At 54.6% G+C, this 15,954-nt stretch carries 16 protein-coding genes; all 16 read right to left on the bottom strand.

What is annotated here, in order from left to right; translation table 11 throughout:
• Window positions 1–117: 117 nt before the first annotated feature.
• A complete protein-coding gene (locus Q0106_RS01495; RefSeq protein ID WP_152156893.1) occupies window positions 118–537 on the bottom strand; it encodes a F0F1 ATP synthase subunit epsilon in 420 nt (139 codons plus the stop codon).
• A 63-nt stretch (window positions 538–600) separates the two neighbouring features.
• Entirely contained in the window at window positions 601–2,004 is a 1,404-nt protein-coding gene (atpD, locus tag Q0106_RS01490) for a F0F1 ATP synthase subunit beta (RefSeq protein ID WP_139688341.1), read from the bottom strand.
• Between the two features lie 34 nt (window positions 2,005–2,038).
• Window positions 2,039–2,923, bottom strand: coding sequence for a F0F1 ATP synthase subunit gamma (gene atpG / locus Q0106_RS01485; protein ID WP_139688340.1), 885 nt, complete (start codon window positions 2,921–2,923; stop codon window positions 2,039–2,041).
• A 23-nt stretch (window positions 2,924–2,946) separates the two neighbouring features.
• Window positions 2,947–4,488 carry a F0F1 ATP synthase subunit alpha gene (gene atpA / locus Q0106_RS01480; RefSeq protein WP_139688339.1) on the bottom strand — a complete coding sequence of 514 codons (1,542 nt, stop codon included), beginning with the start codon at window positions 4,486–4,488 and terminating at the stop codon, window positions 2,947–2,949.
• A 16-nt stretch (window positions 4,489–4,504) separates the two neighbouring features.
• Window positions 4,505–5,056, bottom strand: coding sequence for a F0F1 ATP synthase subunit delta (locus tag Q0106_RS01475; RefSeq protein ID WP_152158951.1), 552 nt, complete (start codon window positions 5,054–5,056; stop codon window positions 4,505–4,507).
• Between the two features lie 2 nt (window positions 5,057–5,058).
• Window positions 5,059–5,529 carry a F0F1 ATP synthase subunit B gene (locus Q0106_RS01470; RefSeq protein ID WP_139688337.1) on the bottom strand — a complete coding sequence of 157 codons (471 nt, stop codon included), beginning with the start codon at window positions 5,527–5,529 and terminating at the stop codon, window positions 5,059–5,061.
• A gap of 97 nt (window positions 5,530–5,626) precedes the next feature.
• Window positions 5,627–5,869: a F0F1 ATP synthase subunit C gene (gene atpE / locus Q0106_RS01465; RefSeq protein WP_139688336.1), complete on the bottom strand. Its 243-nt coding sequence runs from the start codon at window positions 5,867–5,869 to the stop codon at window positions 5,627–5,629.
• Window positions 5,870–5,932: 63 nt separating this feature from the next.
• Window positions 5,933–6,763, bottom strand: a complete 831-nt coding sequence (gene atpB, locus Q0106_RS01460; protein WP_139688335.1) for a F0F1 ATP synthase subunit A — start codon at window positions 6,761–6,763, stop codon at window positions 5,933–5,935.
• A gap of 12 nt (window positions 6,764–6,775) precedes the next feature.
• The gene (locus Q0106_RS01455; RefSeq protein WP_297607914.1) at window positions 6,776–7,123 is read right to left on the bottom strand and encodes an ATP synthase subunit I; all 348 of its coding nucleotides are present in this window, start codon (window positions 7,121–7,123) and stop codon (window positions 6,776–6,778) included.
• 157 nt (window positions 7,124–7,280) lie between these two features.
• Window positions 7,281–8,150 carry a ParB/RepB/Spo0J family partition protein gene (locus Q0106_RS01450; protein WP_297607911.1) on the bottom strand — a complete coding sequence of 290 codons (870 nt, stop codon included), beginning with the start codon at window positions 8,148–8,150 and terminating at the stop codon, window positions 7,281–7,283.
• A 5-nt stretch (window positions 8,151–8,155) separates the two neighbouring features.
• Window positions 8,156–8,938 (bottom strand): ParA family protein, encoded by a 783-nt coding sequence (locus Q0106_RS01445; RefSeq protein ID WP_152157204.1) that lies wholly within the window; start codon window positions 8,936–8,938, stop codon window positions 8,156–8,158.
• Window positions 8,939–9,053: 115 nt separating this feature from the next.
• Window positions 9,054–9,713: a MarC family protein gene (locus Q0106_RS01440; protein ID WP_139688331.1), complete on the bottom strand. Its 660-nt coding sequence runs from the start codon at window positions 9,711–9,713 to the stop codon at window positions 9,054–9,056.
• Between the two features lie 15 nt (window positions 9,714–9,728).
• Entirely contained in the window at window positions 9,729–10,373 is a 645-nt protein-coding gene (gene rsmG, locus Q0106_RS01435; protein WP_297607907.1) for a 16S rRNA (guanine(527)-N(7))-methyltransferase RsmG, read from the bottom strand.
• Between the two features lie 25 nt (window positions 10,374–10,398).
• The gene (gene mnmG / locus Q0106_RS01430; RefSeq protein ID WP_297607904.1) at window positions 10,399–12,345 is read right to left on the bottom strand and encodes a tRNA uridine-5-carboxymethylaminomethyl(34) synthesis enzyme MnmG; all 1,947 of its coding nucleotides are present in this window, start codon (window positions 12,343–12,345) and stop codon (window positions 10,399–10,401) included.
• Window positions 12,346–12,370: 25 nt separating this feature from the next.
• The gene (mnmE, locus tag Q0106_RS01425) at window positions 12,371–13,756 is read right to left on the bottom strand and encodes a tRNA uridine-5-carboxymethylaminomethyl(34) synthesis GTPase MnmE (protein ID WP_297607902.1); all 1,386 of its coding nucleotides are present in this window, start codon (window positions 13,754–13,756) and stop codon (window positions 12,371–12,373) included.
• 488 nt (window positions 13,757–14,244) lie between these two features.
• Entirely contained in the window at window positions 14,245–15,948 is a 1,704-nt protein-coding gene (gene yidC / locus Q0106_RS01420) for a membrane protein insertase YidC (protein WP_152157210.1), read from the bottom strand.
• Window positions 15,949–15,954: the final 6 nt, after the last annotated feature.

The following is a 15,954-nucleotide window of genomic DNA, read 5'->3' as shown; positions in this document are numbered from 1 at the left end:
GGTCCAGTTCAAACTGCTTATGCAGAATGCTAGCGCTTTGACGGAAAGTATGGGTAAGAAAAAGCGGAGATGCTCGTAAGCAGCTCCGCTTTAAAAGGCGTCGTTGGCTTTAGTTGATCAGAGCTTGCTGCGCAGTTTCTTGATAACCGCGAGCTCCGCAGCCAAGGCAGCGATTTCCGCTTCAATGCGTGCAATCTCGATGCTGCCGGTAGCAGTCGCACGGGACGCTTCCGCTGCGGCAAGGGCTTCCTTGGCGCGAGCTTCGTCAAGATCCTTGCTACGGACTGCAGTGTCGGCCAGAACGGTGACTCGATCAGGCTGAACCTCCAGAACACCACCCGCCACAAAGATCTGTTCGACTTCAGATTCACCGGGCTTGTGCACGCGCACAAAGCCAGGACGAATCAGAGTGATAAGCGGGAGATGCCCCGGCATGATGCCAAGTTCGCCAGACGTTCCGGGCAGCGACACGAGTTCGGCCTCGCCGGAGAAGATATGTTCTTCGGCGCTGACGACGTCGACTTTAATGGTAGCCATATAGGTTGCTCCGTTTGTCGGGCGCTTGCGGCAACCCGCTTTTCAGCCGGCTGCCGCAAAGCATTACTTGAGGGTCTTCGCCTTCTCGAAGGCTTCGTCGATGGTACCGACCATGTAGAACGCCTGTTCGGGCAGTTCATCACATTCGCCATCAACAATCATCTTGAAGCCGCGGATGGTTTCCTTGAGCGGAACATACTTGCCGGGAGCGCCAGTGAAGACCTCAGCAACGTGGAACGGCTGCGAGAGGAAGTTCTGGATCTTACGAGCGCGCTGCACCACCAGCTTGTCTTCGGGAGCAAGTTCATCCATGCCGAGAATGGCAATGATGTCGCGAAGCTCCTTATAGCGCTGCAGGGTTTCCTGAACGCGACGAGCGGTCGTGTAGTGCTCAACACCGATGATGTTCGGGTCGACCTGACGGGACGTGGAGTCGAGCGGGTCAACAGCCGGATAAATACCGAGAGCAGCAATATCACGCGAAAGAACCACGGTCGCGTCAAGGTGACCGAAGGTCGTAGCGGGGGACGGGTCAGTCAAGTCGTCAGCAGGGACGTACACGGCCTGAATCGACGTAATGGAGCCAGTCTTCGTGGAAGCAATACGCTCCTGAAGCTTGCCCATTTCCTCAGCCAGAGTCGGCTGATAACCCACGGCAGACGGCATACGGCCGAGCAGTGCGGACACTTCCGTACCCGCGAGGGTGTAACGGTAGATGTTGTCGATGAAGAGCAGAATGTCGCGGCCTTCGTCACGGAAGGCTTCTGCCATCGTGAGGCCCGTCAGAGCGACGCGAAGACGATTTCCCGGGGGTTCGTTCATCTGACCGAACACCATGGCGACCTTATCGAGAACCTTCGACTCGCCCATTTCGTGGTAGAAGTCGTTGCCTTCACGGGTACGTTCACCAACGCCGGCAAACACGGAGTAGCCGCCGTACTGCTTAGCGATGTTGTTGATGAGCTCCATCATGTTGACGGTCTTGCCCACGCCGGCACCGCCGAACAGGCCGACCTTGCCGCCCTTGGCGAACGGGCAGATAAGGTCAATAACCTTAATGCCGGTTTCAAGGAGGTCAACGGACGGAGAAAGGTCGTCAAACTTCGGGGCTTCATTGTGAATCGGACGGATTTCCTCGGCCTCGATCGCACCGCAGTCGTCGATCGGGCGGCCAAGAACGTCCATGATGCGGCCGAGGGTCTTCGGACCAACCGGCACCGAGATTTCACGGCCGGTGGATTCGACAGACATGCCGCGGCGAAGGCCTTCAGACGAGCCCATCGCAATGGTGCGGACAACACCATCGCCGAGCTGCTGCTCGACCTCAAACACCAGGCCCTGTTCGGCGAGGGAGTTCGCGTCGTCGTTCTTAAGGACGAGCGCTTCGTAAATCTTCGGCATCGCGTCGCGCGGGAATTCAATATCCACGACCGCGCCGATCACCTGAACGATCTGTCCGATACTCATGGGTTTTCCTCAGTTATCGATTTTTTAAATTCGATTAAGAAGACACGGCGGCGGCACCACCGACGATTTCGGTGATTTCCTTCGTAATGCCGGCCTGGCGAGTCTTGTTGTAGACGAGCTGCAGATCGTCGATAAGCTTCTTCGCATTATCGGAAGCGGCCTTCATGGCGACCATACGGGCGCTTTGCTCAGAGGCCATATTTTCTGCAACTGCCTGGTAAATCAAAGCCTCGACGTAGCGGCGGAGCAGCTCGTCGAGAACGGTTTGGGCGTCAGGCTCGTAGATGTAATCCCACGAGAATTTGCGCTGAGGCTCCTCGGCCGAAAGCTGTTCGTCCGAAAGGGGCAGAAGCTGCTCAACGACCGGGATCTGCTTCATCGCGTTCACAAAGCGGCTGTAGCAGAGATAGACCTTATCGACCTTCCCTTCCTTATACGCTTCAATCTGAACAGCAATGGCTCCAATCAGACGGTCAATCGACGGGCGGTCACCGAGCTGAACCGCCTGGCTCAGCACGGGCACTCCCAAGCGCTGAAGGAAGCCAAGGCCCTTGTTGCCAAGGGCGGAAGCTTCAACCTGAATGCCCTCAGCCGACCATTCACGCATGCGCTGCAGGAGCACACGCTGAATGTTCGTATTGAGAGCACCGGCAAGGCCCTTGTCGGTGGACACAAGAATAATGCCCACCTTCTTGGCGCCTTCATTCTGATTCAGGAACGGATGACGATAGTCCGTCACGTTCGCGCGCGCGAGATGCGAGCAGATTACTCGAATCTTGTCGCCGTACGGGCGGGCAGCGTGCATCCGATCCTGCGCCTTGCGCATTTTCGAGGCCGCAACCATCTCCATCGCTTTGGTGATCTTGCGCGTGTTCTGCACGCTCTTGATCTTGCCGCGAATTTCCTTTGTACTGGGCATGGAATTGGGTCCTCGATTAGACGTTAGACAGCGCCGTTCTTCTTGAACTCGGCGATAGCACCCTTCAGGCGCTCTTCATCTTCCTTGGAGAGAGCCTTATTGGTTTCGATCGAGTCAACGAGATCAGCGTAGTGAGTCTTGAGGTATTCGCGCATAGCACGCTCAACCTTCATGGCATCACCAACGTTGACATCGTCGTAGTAGCCGTTGTTGACGGCGTACAAAACGAGAGCTTCTTCCCAAACCTGAAGCGGCTGATACTGGGGCTGCTTCATGAGTTCGGTAACCATGCGGCCGCGTTCGAGCTGCTTGCGGGTAACTTCGTCCAGGTCAGAAGCGAACTGAGCGAAGGCCGCGAGAGCGCGGTACTGAGCAAGGGCGAGACGAACACCGCCGCCGAGCTTCTTGATGACCTTGGTCTGAGCCGCACCGCCCACGCGGGACACCGAAATGCCCGGGTTGATAGCAGGACGAATACCAGCGTTGAAGAGGTCGGTTTCAAGGAAGATCTGGCCGTCGGTAATCGAAATCACGTTGGTCGGAACGAACGCGGTGACGTCGCCTGCCTGCGTTTCAATGATCGGCAGAGCGGTCATCGAACCGGTCTTGCCCTTGACGGCACCCTTGGTGAAGCGTTCCACATACGTGGGATTCACGCGGGCAGCACGTTCAAGCAGACGGCTGTGCAGGTAGAAGACGTCGCCAGGATAGGCTTCACGTCCAGGCGGACGACGCAGCAGCAGGGAGATCTGACGATATGCCCAAGCCTGCTTGGTCAAGTCGTCATAAACGATCAGGGAGTCTTCGCCGCGGTCGCGGAAGTATTCGCCCATCGTGGCGCCGGCGTACGGAGCGATGTACTGCATGGCAGCAGACTCGGAAGCCGTAGCGGCAACAACGATGGTGTAGTCCATAGCGCCATTCTCTTCGAGCTTGGCGACGACATTGGCGATGGTAGAGGCCTTCTGACCGATAGCGACGTAAACGCAGATCAGGTCCTTACCCTTCTGGTTAATGATCGTGTCAATGGCGACAGCGGTCTTACCCGTCTGACGGTCGCCAATGATCAGCTCACGCTGACCGCGGCCGATCGGCACCATCGAGTCGATGGACTTCAGGCCGGTCTGCACCGGCTGAGAAACGGACTGACGATCGATGACGCCAGGGGCGACCTTTTCGATAACGTCAAATTCCTTGGCTTCAATCGGACCCTTGCCGTCGATAGGCTGGCCGAGCGCGTTGACAACGCGGCCGATCAGCTCGCGGCCGACCGGAACCGAAAGAATGCGGCCGGTGGTCTTCACCGTGTCGCCTTCGGAAATACCTTCGTAGTCACCGAGAATAACGGCGCCGACGGAATCGCGTTCGAGGTTCAGAGCGAGGCCATAAACCTCACCCGGGAACTCCAGCATTTCGCCCTGCATCACGTCGCTCAGGCCGTGAATACGAGCAATGCCGTCGGACAGCGAGACCACGGTGCCCTGTGTGCGAAGATCAGCGGAAACGCCGAGGCCTTCGATACGCTTCTTCAGCAGTTCACTGATTTCACTGGGATTGAGTTGCATCTTACAGCTCCGAATTTTATGCGGTAAGCGCCGTCTTCATCTGACTGAGACGCGCGCGGATCGAGGCGTCGAGGAGCTTGTCGCCAACGTGCACGCGCACGCCGCCGATCAATTCCTTCTCGACCGAGACGACCGGGTGAAGCTTCACTCCCGGGAACTTCTTCGCTAGCGCTTCCAGCAGTTCCTTCAGCTCATCATCGGTGAGCGGGAAGGCCGTCTCGATGTAGGCGTCAGCGACGCCTTCGGAACGGTTCTTCAGGATGCGGAATTGCCGCGCGATTTCAGGCAGCGCATCGATGCGCCCGTTCTGAACCACGACGCGAAGCAGATTCTTGACTTCTGCCGGCTGATCGGCGTCAAGCATGCCGTCAAGCACACCATAAAGCTGATCTTCCGTAAGTCCGGGATCACCCGCGAGCTGATTGACCTGAGGATCACGAGCCACCTGCGCAAGCTGCGCAACGGCGTCAAGTACCCGAGTCATTTCTTCTGCGCTGGCTTTACGCTCCTGGAGGGCCTCCATGAGGCCTTCAGCGTAAGGGCGCGCTATCGTAGAAAGTTCCGCCATAGTTAGAGCTTCGCCTTCAGTTGATCAAGCAGTTGAGCATGAACGTTCTTGTCGACTTCGCGAGCAAGAATCTGTTCAGCACCCTGGACAGCAAGCGCAGCCACCTGATCGCGGAGCTGATCGCGAGCGCGCTGAACCTGCGTGGCAGCTTCAGCTTTAGCGGACTCGATGATGCGGTCGGCTTCAACCGTAGCCTGAGCCTTGGCATCCTCAACGATCGCAAGCGCACGCTTTTCGCCATCGGCAACGATGGTGGAAGCACGGGCGCGAGCGGCCGCTTCAATGGCCTTGCCCTGCTCGGTAGCCACAGCAAGAGCCTTCTCGCCCTTGTTGGCTGCGGCCAAGCCGTCAGCAATCTTCTTCTGCCGCTCTTCAATCGCGTGAATCAGCGGTGGCCAGATGTACTTCATGGTGACCCAAGCACCAAGGAAGAACACGACCATCTGTACAAACAGAGAGGCATTAATGTTCATTGTTGAACCCCGTTAAGTCAGCAGCGCCGCGCATGTCTTTGGGCGGCGCCGCGGACAGCGTCATTGAAAAGAAAGACGTTGGTCGTACGGCTGAGTATTAGCCGACGAAGGGGTTGGCGAAGGCGAACATCATGGCGATACCGACGCCGATCAGGAAGGCCGCGTCGATCAGGCCGGCGAGAAGGAACATCTTCGTCTGGAGCGGCTCCATGAGCTCGGGCTGGCGAGCAGAAGCTTCGAGGTACTTCGCACCCATCAGAGCGATGCCAAGGCAAGCACCGAGAGCGCCGAGGCCGATGATGATACCGCAGGCGATAGCGACTAAAGCGACGTTGGTCATTTTTGAAAGACTCCTAGATCTATAAAAAAGGGAGTTGACAAAGTTGAAGAAAAAAATTGTCTGTTAGTGGCTGCTGTGAGCTTGCCCGATATAGACCAGCGTCAGCATCATGAAAATAAACGCCTGCAACAGAACAATCAGCACATGGAAGAGCCACCAGACCAGGCCGGCGATGACTTGTCCAAGTCCAGCAGCTGCAGCGCCCGGGAGAGCAAAATCAAGCATGAAGCCGCCCAGGAGCGCAATCAGGAAGAACACGAGCTCACCGGCATACATATTGCCGAAGAGTCGCATACCGAGCGAAACGAACTTCGCGCAGTACTCAATGAGGTTCATCAGGAAGTTCACCGGCCAGAGCAGCGGGAACTTGCCGAACGGAGCAGTAAAGAGTTCAACGATAAAGCCGGAGAAGCTCTTGACCTTGATGCCGTAATAGAAAAGAAGAAGCAGAACGCCGAAAGACAGACCGAGCGTACCGTTAAGGTCTGCCGTCGGAAGCGGGCGAAGGTGATCAAGACCAAGGAAGCCGGCGATCCACGGGAACAGATCGACCGGAATAAGGTCGATGCAGTTCATCATGGCAACCCAGCAGAACACCGTCAGAGCGAGCGGCGCAATATAAGTGCGGTCGCCATGAACAATATTCTTGGCCTGGTTATCCACCATTTCGACCAGCATCTCTACTGCACACTGCATCTTCCCCGGAACGCCGGAGGTAGCCTTTTTGGCCCCCATGCGAAGCAGGAAGAACACAACCAGGAGCGCAGCAAGCGAAAAGAAGATCGTGTCGTAATTGATGACCGAGAAGTCAACGATCACGTTCTGATGCATTGACTGCAGATGCGCCATGTGATGCTGAATGTACTCAGTAGCGCTAGGGCTCTCGACTGCCATGAGGACCTATCCTTAGTTTTTCTTGAACAGCAACACAAAGTAGCTGTTCACCACCGCTATCAATGAGATGAGGAAAGCGGGCCAGTTCAACGCGTCATATTGCTGAGCTACAACGAGCAACAACACTATAACGCTTAAAATTTTTACAAATTCGCCAAGCAGCATTGCCATAACGCCGGCACCAACGCTGATTTTCATTTTTCTGCCCATGATCAAAAAGAGCATGAGCAGAGTCGACATAAACGCATAAGAGAGCCCCCCGAGCAGAGCAGACAATCCAGCGTCGACATTGAAAAATAGCGCCCCCATAAGGGCTGCCAGCACAGCAACAACGTACTGCGCAAGAACGACGCGCATCATATCAGAACAGCCGAACATTCTTACGCACTACAAGCTTGAATTTGAGTCGGTGGAAGTTTACTTCTTGAAGCATCTCGCAACAATCTACGAAAGCACTATAGAAAGTAACACTTCAGAGATAGATTGCACCATAAAAGGACGTGTAAAGACAAGAAATTTATTTTCGAATGTGATCCACAATTCCCTGGAGCTGATCCAAGTTGGAGAATTCAATCACAATTTTTCCCTTGCCTTTTGTATTTGCCGTGAGCTTCACAACGGCGCCCAGCGTTTCCGCCAGCGCCTCTTCCAAACGTTCGTTATCGCGCGTCTTGATCACGACTTTTTTCTGAGGCTGAGGGCCCTCAAGCAAACGCCGGACAAGATCTTCCGTCTGGCGCACAGAGAGGCAACGGGCAACCACAGTTTTGGCAGTTGTGATCTGATCTGCCCCGGAGAGAGCGAGTAGGGCACGGGCATGCCCCATCTCCAGCTCGCCCTGCATGACCATGTCTTTCACTTCATCTGTGAGTGACAACAGACGAAGAAGGTTGCTTGTGGCAGGCCGGGAACGACCAATTGCCTTAGCGGCATCCTCATGCGTGAAGGAAAACTCGCTGATGAGCCGCTGAAGGCCCTGAGCCTCTTCAATCGGATTCAGGTTTTCACGTTGGATGTTCTCAATCAGCCCGATGACTAGTGCATGCTCATCATCAACGTTCTGTAGAAGAACCGGAACCTTTTCAAGCCCAGCCAGCTTTGCTGCTCGCAGACGACGCTCACCGGCAAGAACCTCATATTCTCCGTCGTTAAGTGCACGAACAAGAATAGGGCTGAGAAGCCCCTGTTCTCGAATTGAGTCAGCCAATTCACTGATAGACGCTTCGTCCATGCGCGTACGCGGCTGATAGCGCCCCGGATGAATATGAGCGGTCTCAACCTCCAGCAATCGACGTTCGTTTACAGCATCATCCAGTGCATCCGGACCTACTTCCCCCATGAAAAGGGCATCCAGACCGCGTCCAAGTCCTTTTTCTTTCTTTTTCACAGCATTCACCCGTTTGTCTTTTTCGCTTCCATGCGGGAGATGATCTCGTCGGCAAATGCTTTATACGCCATGGCGCCTCGGCTCGACCGATCGTAGACCACCCCTGGCTTGCCATAGCTTGGCGCTTCCGCGAGCCGAACATTGCGGGGAATAATCGTATTGAAGACCTTATCCCCAAAATGCTTCTTGAGCTGCTCACTTACCTGTTGCTGGAGCGTAATTCTGGGGTCGAACATAACGCGCAGAATGGAGATGATCCGCAACCCGGGATTCTTTTCGTTATGAACCCTGCGAATGGAGGCAACGAGATCCGTGAGCCCTTCGAGCGCAAAGTATTCGCACTGCATCGGCACGATAACGCCGTTGGCGAAGCAGAGTGCATTAAGCGTGAGCATGGAAAGGCTGGGCGGACAATCGATCAGGATATAGTCATAGCGATCCATGACCGGTCCAAGCGTCTTCTTCAGCCTCTGATCTCGTTCCCTGATGCTGATAAGCTCGATTTCAGCGCCCGAAAGCTCACGATTAGCCGGAAGGACATCAAAGCCGCCTGTTTCGCTGCGTCGCACAACATCATCAAACGACTTCAGCCCCAGAAGAAGCTGGTAAACAGAACATTCAATTTCCCGCTTATCGATCCCACAACCCATCGTGCCATTACCCTGAGGATCGAGGTCGACAAGCAGCACCCGACGATCCCGGAGCGCCAGAGCAGCCGCAAGATTGACAGTTGTTGTGGTTTTGCCCACGCCGCCCTTCTGATTGGCAATGCAGAAAACTTGAGCCATGAGAAATAAAAATCCCGCGGTCGGTCTTTATCTGGACTCTGGCCGCGGAAAATCACAAAGAGGTTAAAAAACAGACCCTATTTTATAGAACAAGGCTATGACGTCCCGTTCCGGCTTATTGCTGACCGAGCTGGAGCCAAAGCTCGGAGAAGCCCTGCCAGAAAATTGACACGCCGAGGCAAATCAAAATAAAGGCAAAAATTCTCGCAAGGGCATCTGCGCCTGCAGCGCCGACCGATCGACTGACGCGATCGCTGTATCGGAAGCAGATCCAGATCACGAGGACGGTAGCAAAAATCGCAAGAATCGTTCCCCCTAAATTACTGGCGGTATAAGGGAGTGTGGTACCTAGAGCCACCGTCACAGCGATTGCCCCGGGTCCCGTTGTGAGCGGCAGTGTAAACGGATAGAACGCCATTGCCTTCAGGCGAGAACGAGGCAGCGCCAGAGGCGGCTCCTTAGAGCCTTCATCATGAGATGGAGCATTCAATGCATTCCAGCCTGCAGCAAACAGCACCAACCCGCCGGCACAGCGCAGAACACCGACGGAAATGCCGAAAAATCCAAGAATCAGATGCCCCGCAAAAAGGCATACTACAAGGATAACAAAGGAAAAAATGGCAATACGTCCAGCAACATAAGCCCGATCAGAGTCAGAAAGGTGACTCGACAGCGTCACAAAAAACATCGCGCCACTGAACGGATTGATCACCGGAACGAGCGTCGTGAATGTATAGATGAAGGCGCTCAATAATGTAGCAGGAAGGAAATCCATTCTTTTTCATCCCTATCAGGACTGAGACAGCACTATCAGATGCCGAGTTTCTTCAAGACCAGGAACATGAATCGGCTCAAGCATTTCAACAGTTATGCCTTGAGGAAGTGCAGAAATCTCCTCTTCTGTTTTTGCACCTTTCATAGCCAGCCAACGCCCCCCTGGAGAAAGGAGAGGGCGAGTCAGCGTAACAAAGTCGGTGAGCGATGCAAAAGCCCGGCTCGTAATCATGTCCCATTTGCCCTGGAGTTTTTCTACCCGAGAGTGCCGTGCTCGCAAATTTCTGAGGCCCAGCTCAATCGCAGCCTGATTTACGAACGCCACTTTCTTCCCTACAGCATCAACGCCTGTAACTTCCAGATCCGGACGAAGGATAGCTACCGGCACCGATGGCAGCCCGCCTCCGCAGCCAACATCGAGAATATTTTTAGCATTCGGAACCACACGCCTCAGCCATGGCACCAACGCAGCTGAATCGAGCAAATGGTGCGTAAGCACCTCTTCTGGTCTGCGTATCGCCGTCAGGTTGTAAACGCGATTCCACTTCAGGAGAAGTTCTGCATAGCCTAAGAATGAATGAATTATGTTTTCATCGACAGGCAGGCCTTCAGCCTCCAGTCCGGCACGCAGCTGGGAACTATCAATTGCAATTGAATTCATTAGAGAAGCATTCCGAAGAAACACTTTAATTTCCAGCCGCCGGCCGATCAACCGGTACTGAGCCCTTATCCCGCTGATAGTAATAGCGGCGCTTTAGGTGAACAAGCAGAAGCGCCACTGCTGCGGGCGTCACTCCAGAGACACGGGATGCCTGACCAAGCGTTTCCGGTCTTGACGCTTTGAGCTTCTGTCGAACTTCAAAAGAAAGTCCTGTCACCGCGTCATAGTCCATAGCATCCGGAATTGCCAGCGTTTCATTGGCGAGCGCTTTTTCGATTTCATCCTTCTGCCGCTCAACGTATCCAGCGTACTTCACTTCAACCTCAACCTGAGCCTTTTCGACCTCATTGAGTTCAGAGAAATCCGCAGCCAGAGTGCCGTCCGTACGACGAAGTGTCGCCAAGTCAGACATCCGGACATTCGGTCTCGCAAGCAAGCTTCTGAGAGGATATTCCCGTTCAATCGAGGTCCCTAGAACGCGCTCAGCCTCCGCTGCGGCAATGATCTTGGGATTCACCCAGGTATCCTTGAGCCTTTCCAAGGCTTTCTGCACACGCTCGATTTTTCGATTGAAGTACTCCCAGCGCGCATCGTCCACCAGGCCAAGACGACGACCAATCGGCGTGAGACGGGTATCGGCATTGTCCTCTCGCAAAGAAAGCCGATATTCCGCACGACTTGTAAACATGCGGTAGGGCTCCGTAACGCCCTTTGTCGTCAGATCATCCACCATAACGCCAAGGTAGGCTTCATCGCGGCGGGGCGTCCAGCCTTCATCTCCTCTTGCGTAGAGAGCAGCGTTTAGGCCAGCCAGAATTCCCTGTGCAGCTGCCTCTTCATAGCCCGTTGTCCCGTTAATCTGCCCGGCAAAAAAGAGGCCCGGCATTGCCTTCGTTTCCAACGTGCGCTTAAGACCGCGCGGATCGTAGTAATCGTATTCAATGGCATAGCCCGGGCGAATGAGATGTGCATTCTCCAGTCCCGGCATCATCCTGACCATGCGGTACTGCACGTCAAATGGGAGACTCGTAGAAATGCCGTTTGGATAGAACTCCTGAACGTCAAGCCCTTCAGGCTCAAGGAACACCTGATGGCTATCCTTCGAAGCAAAACGCTTGACTTTGTCCTCAATCGAAGGGCAGTAACGAGGGCCAACCCCCTGGATCACTCCGGCGTACATCGGCGAACGATCGAGGTTGGCCAGGATGAGTTCATGCATCTCCTTTGTCGTGCGCGTGATCCAGCAGGGCATCTGCCTCGGGTGCGCATTTGCCGGTCGAATCAGCGAAAAATCCGGAACAGGATCCAAATCACCCCACTGCTCCTCGCAGCGGCTGAAATCAATTGAACGGCCATCGATTCGAGCGGGAGTTCCTGTTTTCAGACGCCCCTGAGGCATACCGAGTTCCTTTAAGCGCTCGGCAAGCCTGACGCTCGCAGGATCTCCCATGCGTCCCGCCTGATAATGCTCCAGTCCGATATGCACCAGACCATTAAGGAAAGTGCCGGAGCAAATAACTACAGACCGAGAGTGAAATCGTATGCCTGTCTGCGTGACTACGCCGCGAGCTTCACCGTTTTCGACGATCAGATCATCAGCCGCCATCTGGAATACGGTAAGGTTTTGCTGCGCCTCAATGCGCCTGCGCATCTCCCGCCGATAAAGCTGACGGTCAATCTGCGCGCGCGTTGCGTGTACAGCCGCACCTTTAGAGCTATTCAGAATACGGAACTGAATGCCTGCGGCATCTGTCACCTGAGCCATGGCTCCGCCCAGGGCATCAAGTTCTTTAACGAGATGTCCCTTGCCGATGCCACCGATCGATGGATTGCAGGAAAGCTGCCCGACAGTGTCGAGATTATGCGTAATAAGAAGAGTCTTTCGTCCCATGCGCGCAGCAGCAAGCGCAGCTTCAGCACCCGCATGTCCGCAACCGACAACGATGACCTCGTAGCTTTCTGGGTATTCCATAGCTTTCAAATCCAGAGTCTTTGACTCACTTGCCGATGCAGAATCGGCTGAAAATGATGTCGAGGAGTCCTTCCGCATCCGTCTCCCCAAGGATTTCTCCAAGGGACCGACCAGCAAGGCGCAGCTCTTCGGCAAGGAGCTCCATCATACCGAAGCCGCTGTCGGCAATCTCCAGGGCTTTGCGGATGTGAAGGCCTGCGCAGCGCAAACATTCGAGATGACGCTCTCGTGCAAGAAACACCTCTTCGGTGCCTCCCGCCATATCGGAAAGGTCGAGAACTCTTGATTTCAATTCCTCGAGTCCCGCGCCTGTTTTAGCTGAAATTGCAATGGCGCCCTTTGAATGCAGTTCGTTGAGAACGCTTTCCGAAGCCAGATCGCACTTATTGGCAATATGGAGAACCGGAGTTCCGAAACGGACCGTCTCTTCGACGCGTTTTAATGCGTCGCCATCGTCCGCCACGCGCCCCGAAGCATCCGACAGCGCCAGGACAATATCAGCTTCCTTAAGGGCCTGCAGCGAGCGCTCAATGCCTTTCGATTCAACCACATCGGTTGTATTTCGCAGACCTGCCGTGTCCACGATGCGAAGCGGTACGCCGTTAAATGCCGTCCAGTGCTCGATCCTGTCCCGCGTAGTCCCGGCAATATCCGTCACAATGGCAATTTCCTCTCCGGCCAGCGCATTGAGCAGACTCGATTTACCAACATTTGGCGCGCCGACAAGAGCAACAGTGAGCCCCTCTGCAAGCACAGCACCTTTCCGTGCAGTCTTCAGAAGTTCATCTATGCGGCTTGCTGCAGTTGCCATTCTTTGAATAATTTCATCCGCCATCAGGTCATCGAGTTCCTCTTCCGGGAAATCGAGCTGCGCTTCCGTAAGCGCCCGTGCTTCATCCAAAAGATTTCCAACGTCATGAATGCGTCTGGAGAAGTCGCCGGAAAGGGAGCGGGCAGCAGCCTGCGCCGACGCCTCGCTCACTGCATCAATCAAACCGCTCACGGCTTCAGCCTGTGCGAGATCGATGCGTCCGTTAAGAAAGGCTCGTTTGGTGAATTCGCCAGGCTCTGCAATCCGAATGCCGATAAAGGCAAGCTTTTCAAGAACAGACCGCAGAATCAGCCTGAGAAGCATTGGCCCGCCGTGAGCCTGAATTTCCAATACAGTTTCCCCGGTATAACTTGCCGGAGCCGGGAAATAAAGGACTATAGCCCGATCAAGCAAAGCTCCTTTAGCATCCGTTACATCTAGGAGATGCGCATGCCTTGGCTCAAGCAAAACGCCGGGGAAAAGCGTACTGAGCACTACATCCGCATGATGGGCAGGCACGGAAAGACGCACGACGCCGATTGCGCCGCGTCCGGCAGCCGTCGCGATAGCGACGATGGGAGTTTTGTCATTGAGCTGCATATGGCACATCTCTTCTTTTTTTAGAATGCAGAGCGCGATTCAACCTCAACAAGGCAGCTAACCTCATGTCGCTTCAGGATCCTCGTTCCTCCAGGCGCGGACAATTTTTCGGCTCTGCGCTTGCCGGCGTCTGCACTGCAGTCATTCTCTCCGTCCCGGCAGCAGCCTATACGGCCCGTTTTTTTGGGGACAGCTATGAAACCAGATCTTTGATCTACTGCGGATTCATGCTGTGGGTAGTCTGCGGTGCAATCGCCGTTTTTGCCAAAACCTGGAAGACGGAGGAGAGCCGGCTTTCAGTCAGAAGAATTTTCCTCTGGTTTGCCTCTGTTTGGCTCTGGCCGCTTCTCTTGGCAGCCTCGTCTCTGAATTCGAAAAAAAGCCTTCGTAAATAAATGAAGGCCGGGCGGCTCTTTCTTTGAAAGAGCTTCTCGCCCGGCCGACTTGTCAACGAACTTGGCACCTCAGGAGTGCCAAGTCGCGGCTACTTATTTTTGTTTTGCCAGCCGCTTCGCGCGTTCTTCGGCGATCGTCTTGTTGATCCACCACTGCTGAGCAATAGAAAGGATATTGTTCGTAAGCCAGTAGAGAACCAAACCTGCAGCGAAGATGAAGAACATCACCGAGAAAACGACCGGCATGATGTACATCACTTTTGCCTGCGTCGGATCAGTAGGCTTCGGATTGAGGAAGATCTGCAGGAACATGGTGATTGCCATCAGGAGAGGCAACACAAACCAAGGATCAGGCATCGCAAGGTCATGCACCCAGAAAATCCACGGTGCCCCGCGCAGCTCCACTGAGCCCTGAAGAACCCAGTAGAGAGCGAGAAACACAGGAATCTGCAGCATGATCGGGAGACATCCGCCAATCGGATTGATCTTCTCAGTGCGATAGAGTTCCATCATCGCCTGGTTGAGGCGCTGCTTGTCGTCCTTATATTTTTCCTGAAGCGCCTTCATGCGGGGCGTCACTTCCTTCATGCGGGCCATCGATCGATAGCCGGCCGCCGAAATCGGATAGAGCACAGCCTTCACAATGCAGGTGAGAAGCACAATTGCCCAGCCCCAATTGCCGACGATCCCATAGAGGAAGTCCAGCAGCCAGTAGATCGGCTTCGCGAGGAAAGTAAGCCAGCCGTAGTCAACAACCAGTTCAAGCCCGGGAGCAAGCTGCTCGAGTCGAGCCTGTTCCTGAGGACCGGAGTAGAAAGTTGCGCGATCCGTCACAGAGGCTCCAGGAGCAATTTCCTTCATGGAGACCAGGGTGCCGATAGCGTAGAGATCCTTAGAGACTTCACGGGCGTAATTCTGACGGGATTCTCCCTGCGACGGAATCCAGGCACTCACAAAATGATGCTGCACCATCGCCAGCCAGCCGTTATCGGTCTTCTCTACGAAGGATGCATCCTTATCGTGAATATCAGAAAAATCGAGCTTCTGGAAGTTCTCTTCACTGGTGTAGAAAGCCGGTCCAGTAAACGTCGAATACATCGAGCTTTCGCCAGCAGGCTTACTCGAGTCGCGCGTGATCTGATAGTAAATCTGAGGCGAAACAGCCTTTTCAGTCTGGTTCGTAACGGTCGTGGAGACATCCATGCCGTAATAGCCGCGCTTGAAGGAGTAGGTCTTTGTTACCTTAACTCCGCCTTTGTCTGCTTCAAAGACCACATCAAGCTTGTCGGAACCATCCATGGAAAGCGACTTGCTCACCAGCTTGAATTCATCGGCATGCGTCGGATAATCGCCGCCCACAAGCCCGCTCTGAGCCATGTAGGTATGCGCGCCCTGAACATTAAGAAGCTTGACGTTGCCAAGATCATCAGCAGGCTTGCGGCCGAGAATCATGCCGGCAAGACCGACTTCAGTCCAGTCTGCTTGCTGCGGGAAGAGAAGCATCTCCGTACCAATTACACGGGCGCCCTGAAGATCAAAAGTGACCTTCATTCGATCCGTAGTAACGACCACCGGTTCCTTAACCGGAGTCGCCGCGGCCTGAACTTCAACAGCCCTTGCATCCTGAGCCGGAGCAGGAATATCCGCTGCCCCCGCACTCTGCGAGGCTTCAACAGTCTCTTCAGGAGCAGCAAAGAAAGACTTACCGCCCTTATAGACTTGATAATTGTCCCATAGCATGAAAAGCGATCCGAAAAGGATCACCCACAAAAGGGCACGCTGAACTTCTCTTCCCATAAAGCT

The sequence above is a fragment of the uncultured Sutterella sp. genome, assembly GCF_937923675.1.
GTDB lineage: Bacteria > Pseudomonadota > Gammaproteobacteria > Burkholderiales > Burkholderiaceae_F > Sutterella.
Note: the sequence above shows the minus strand (reverse complement) of the source record. Positions and strands in the feature narration are given on the sequence as shown.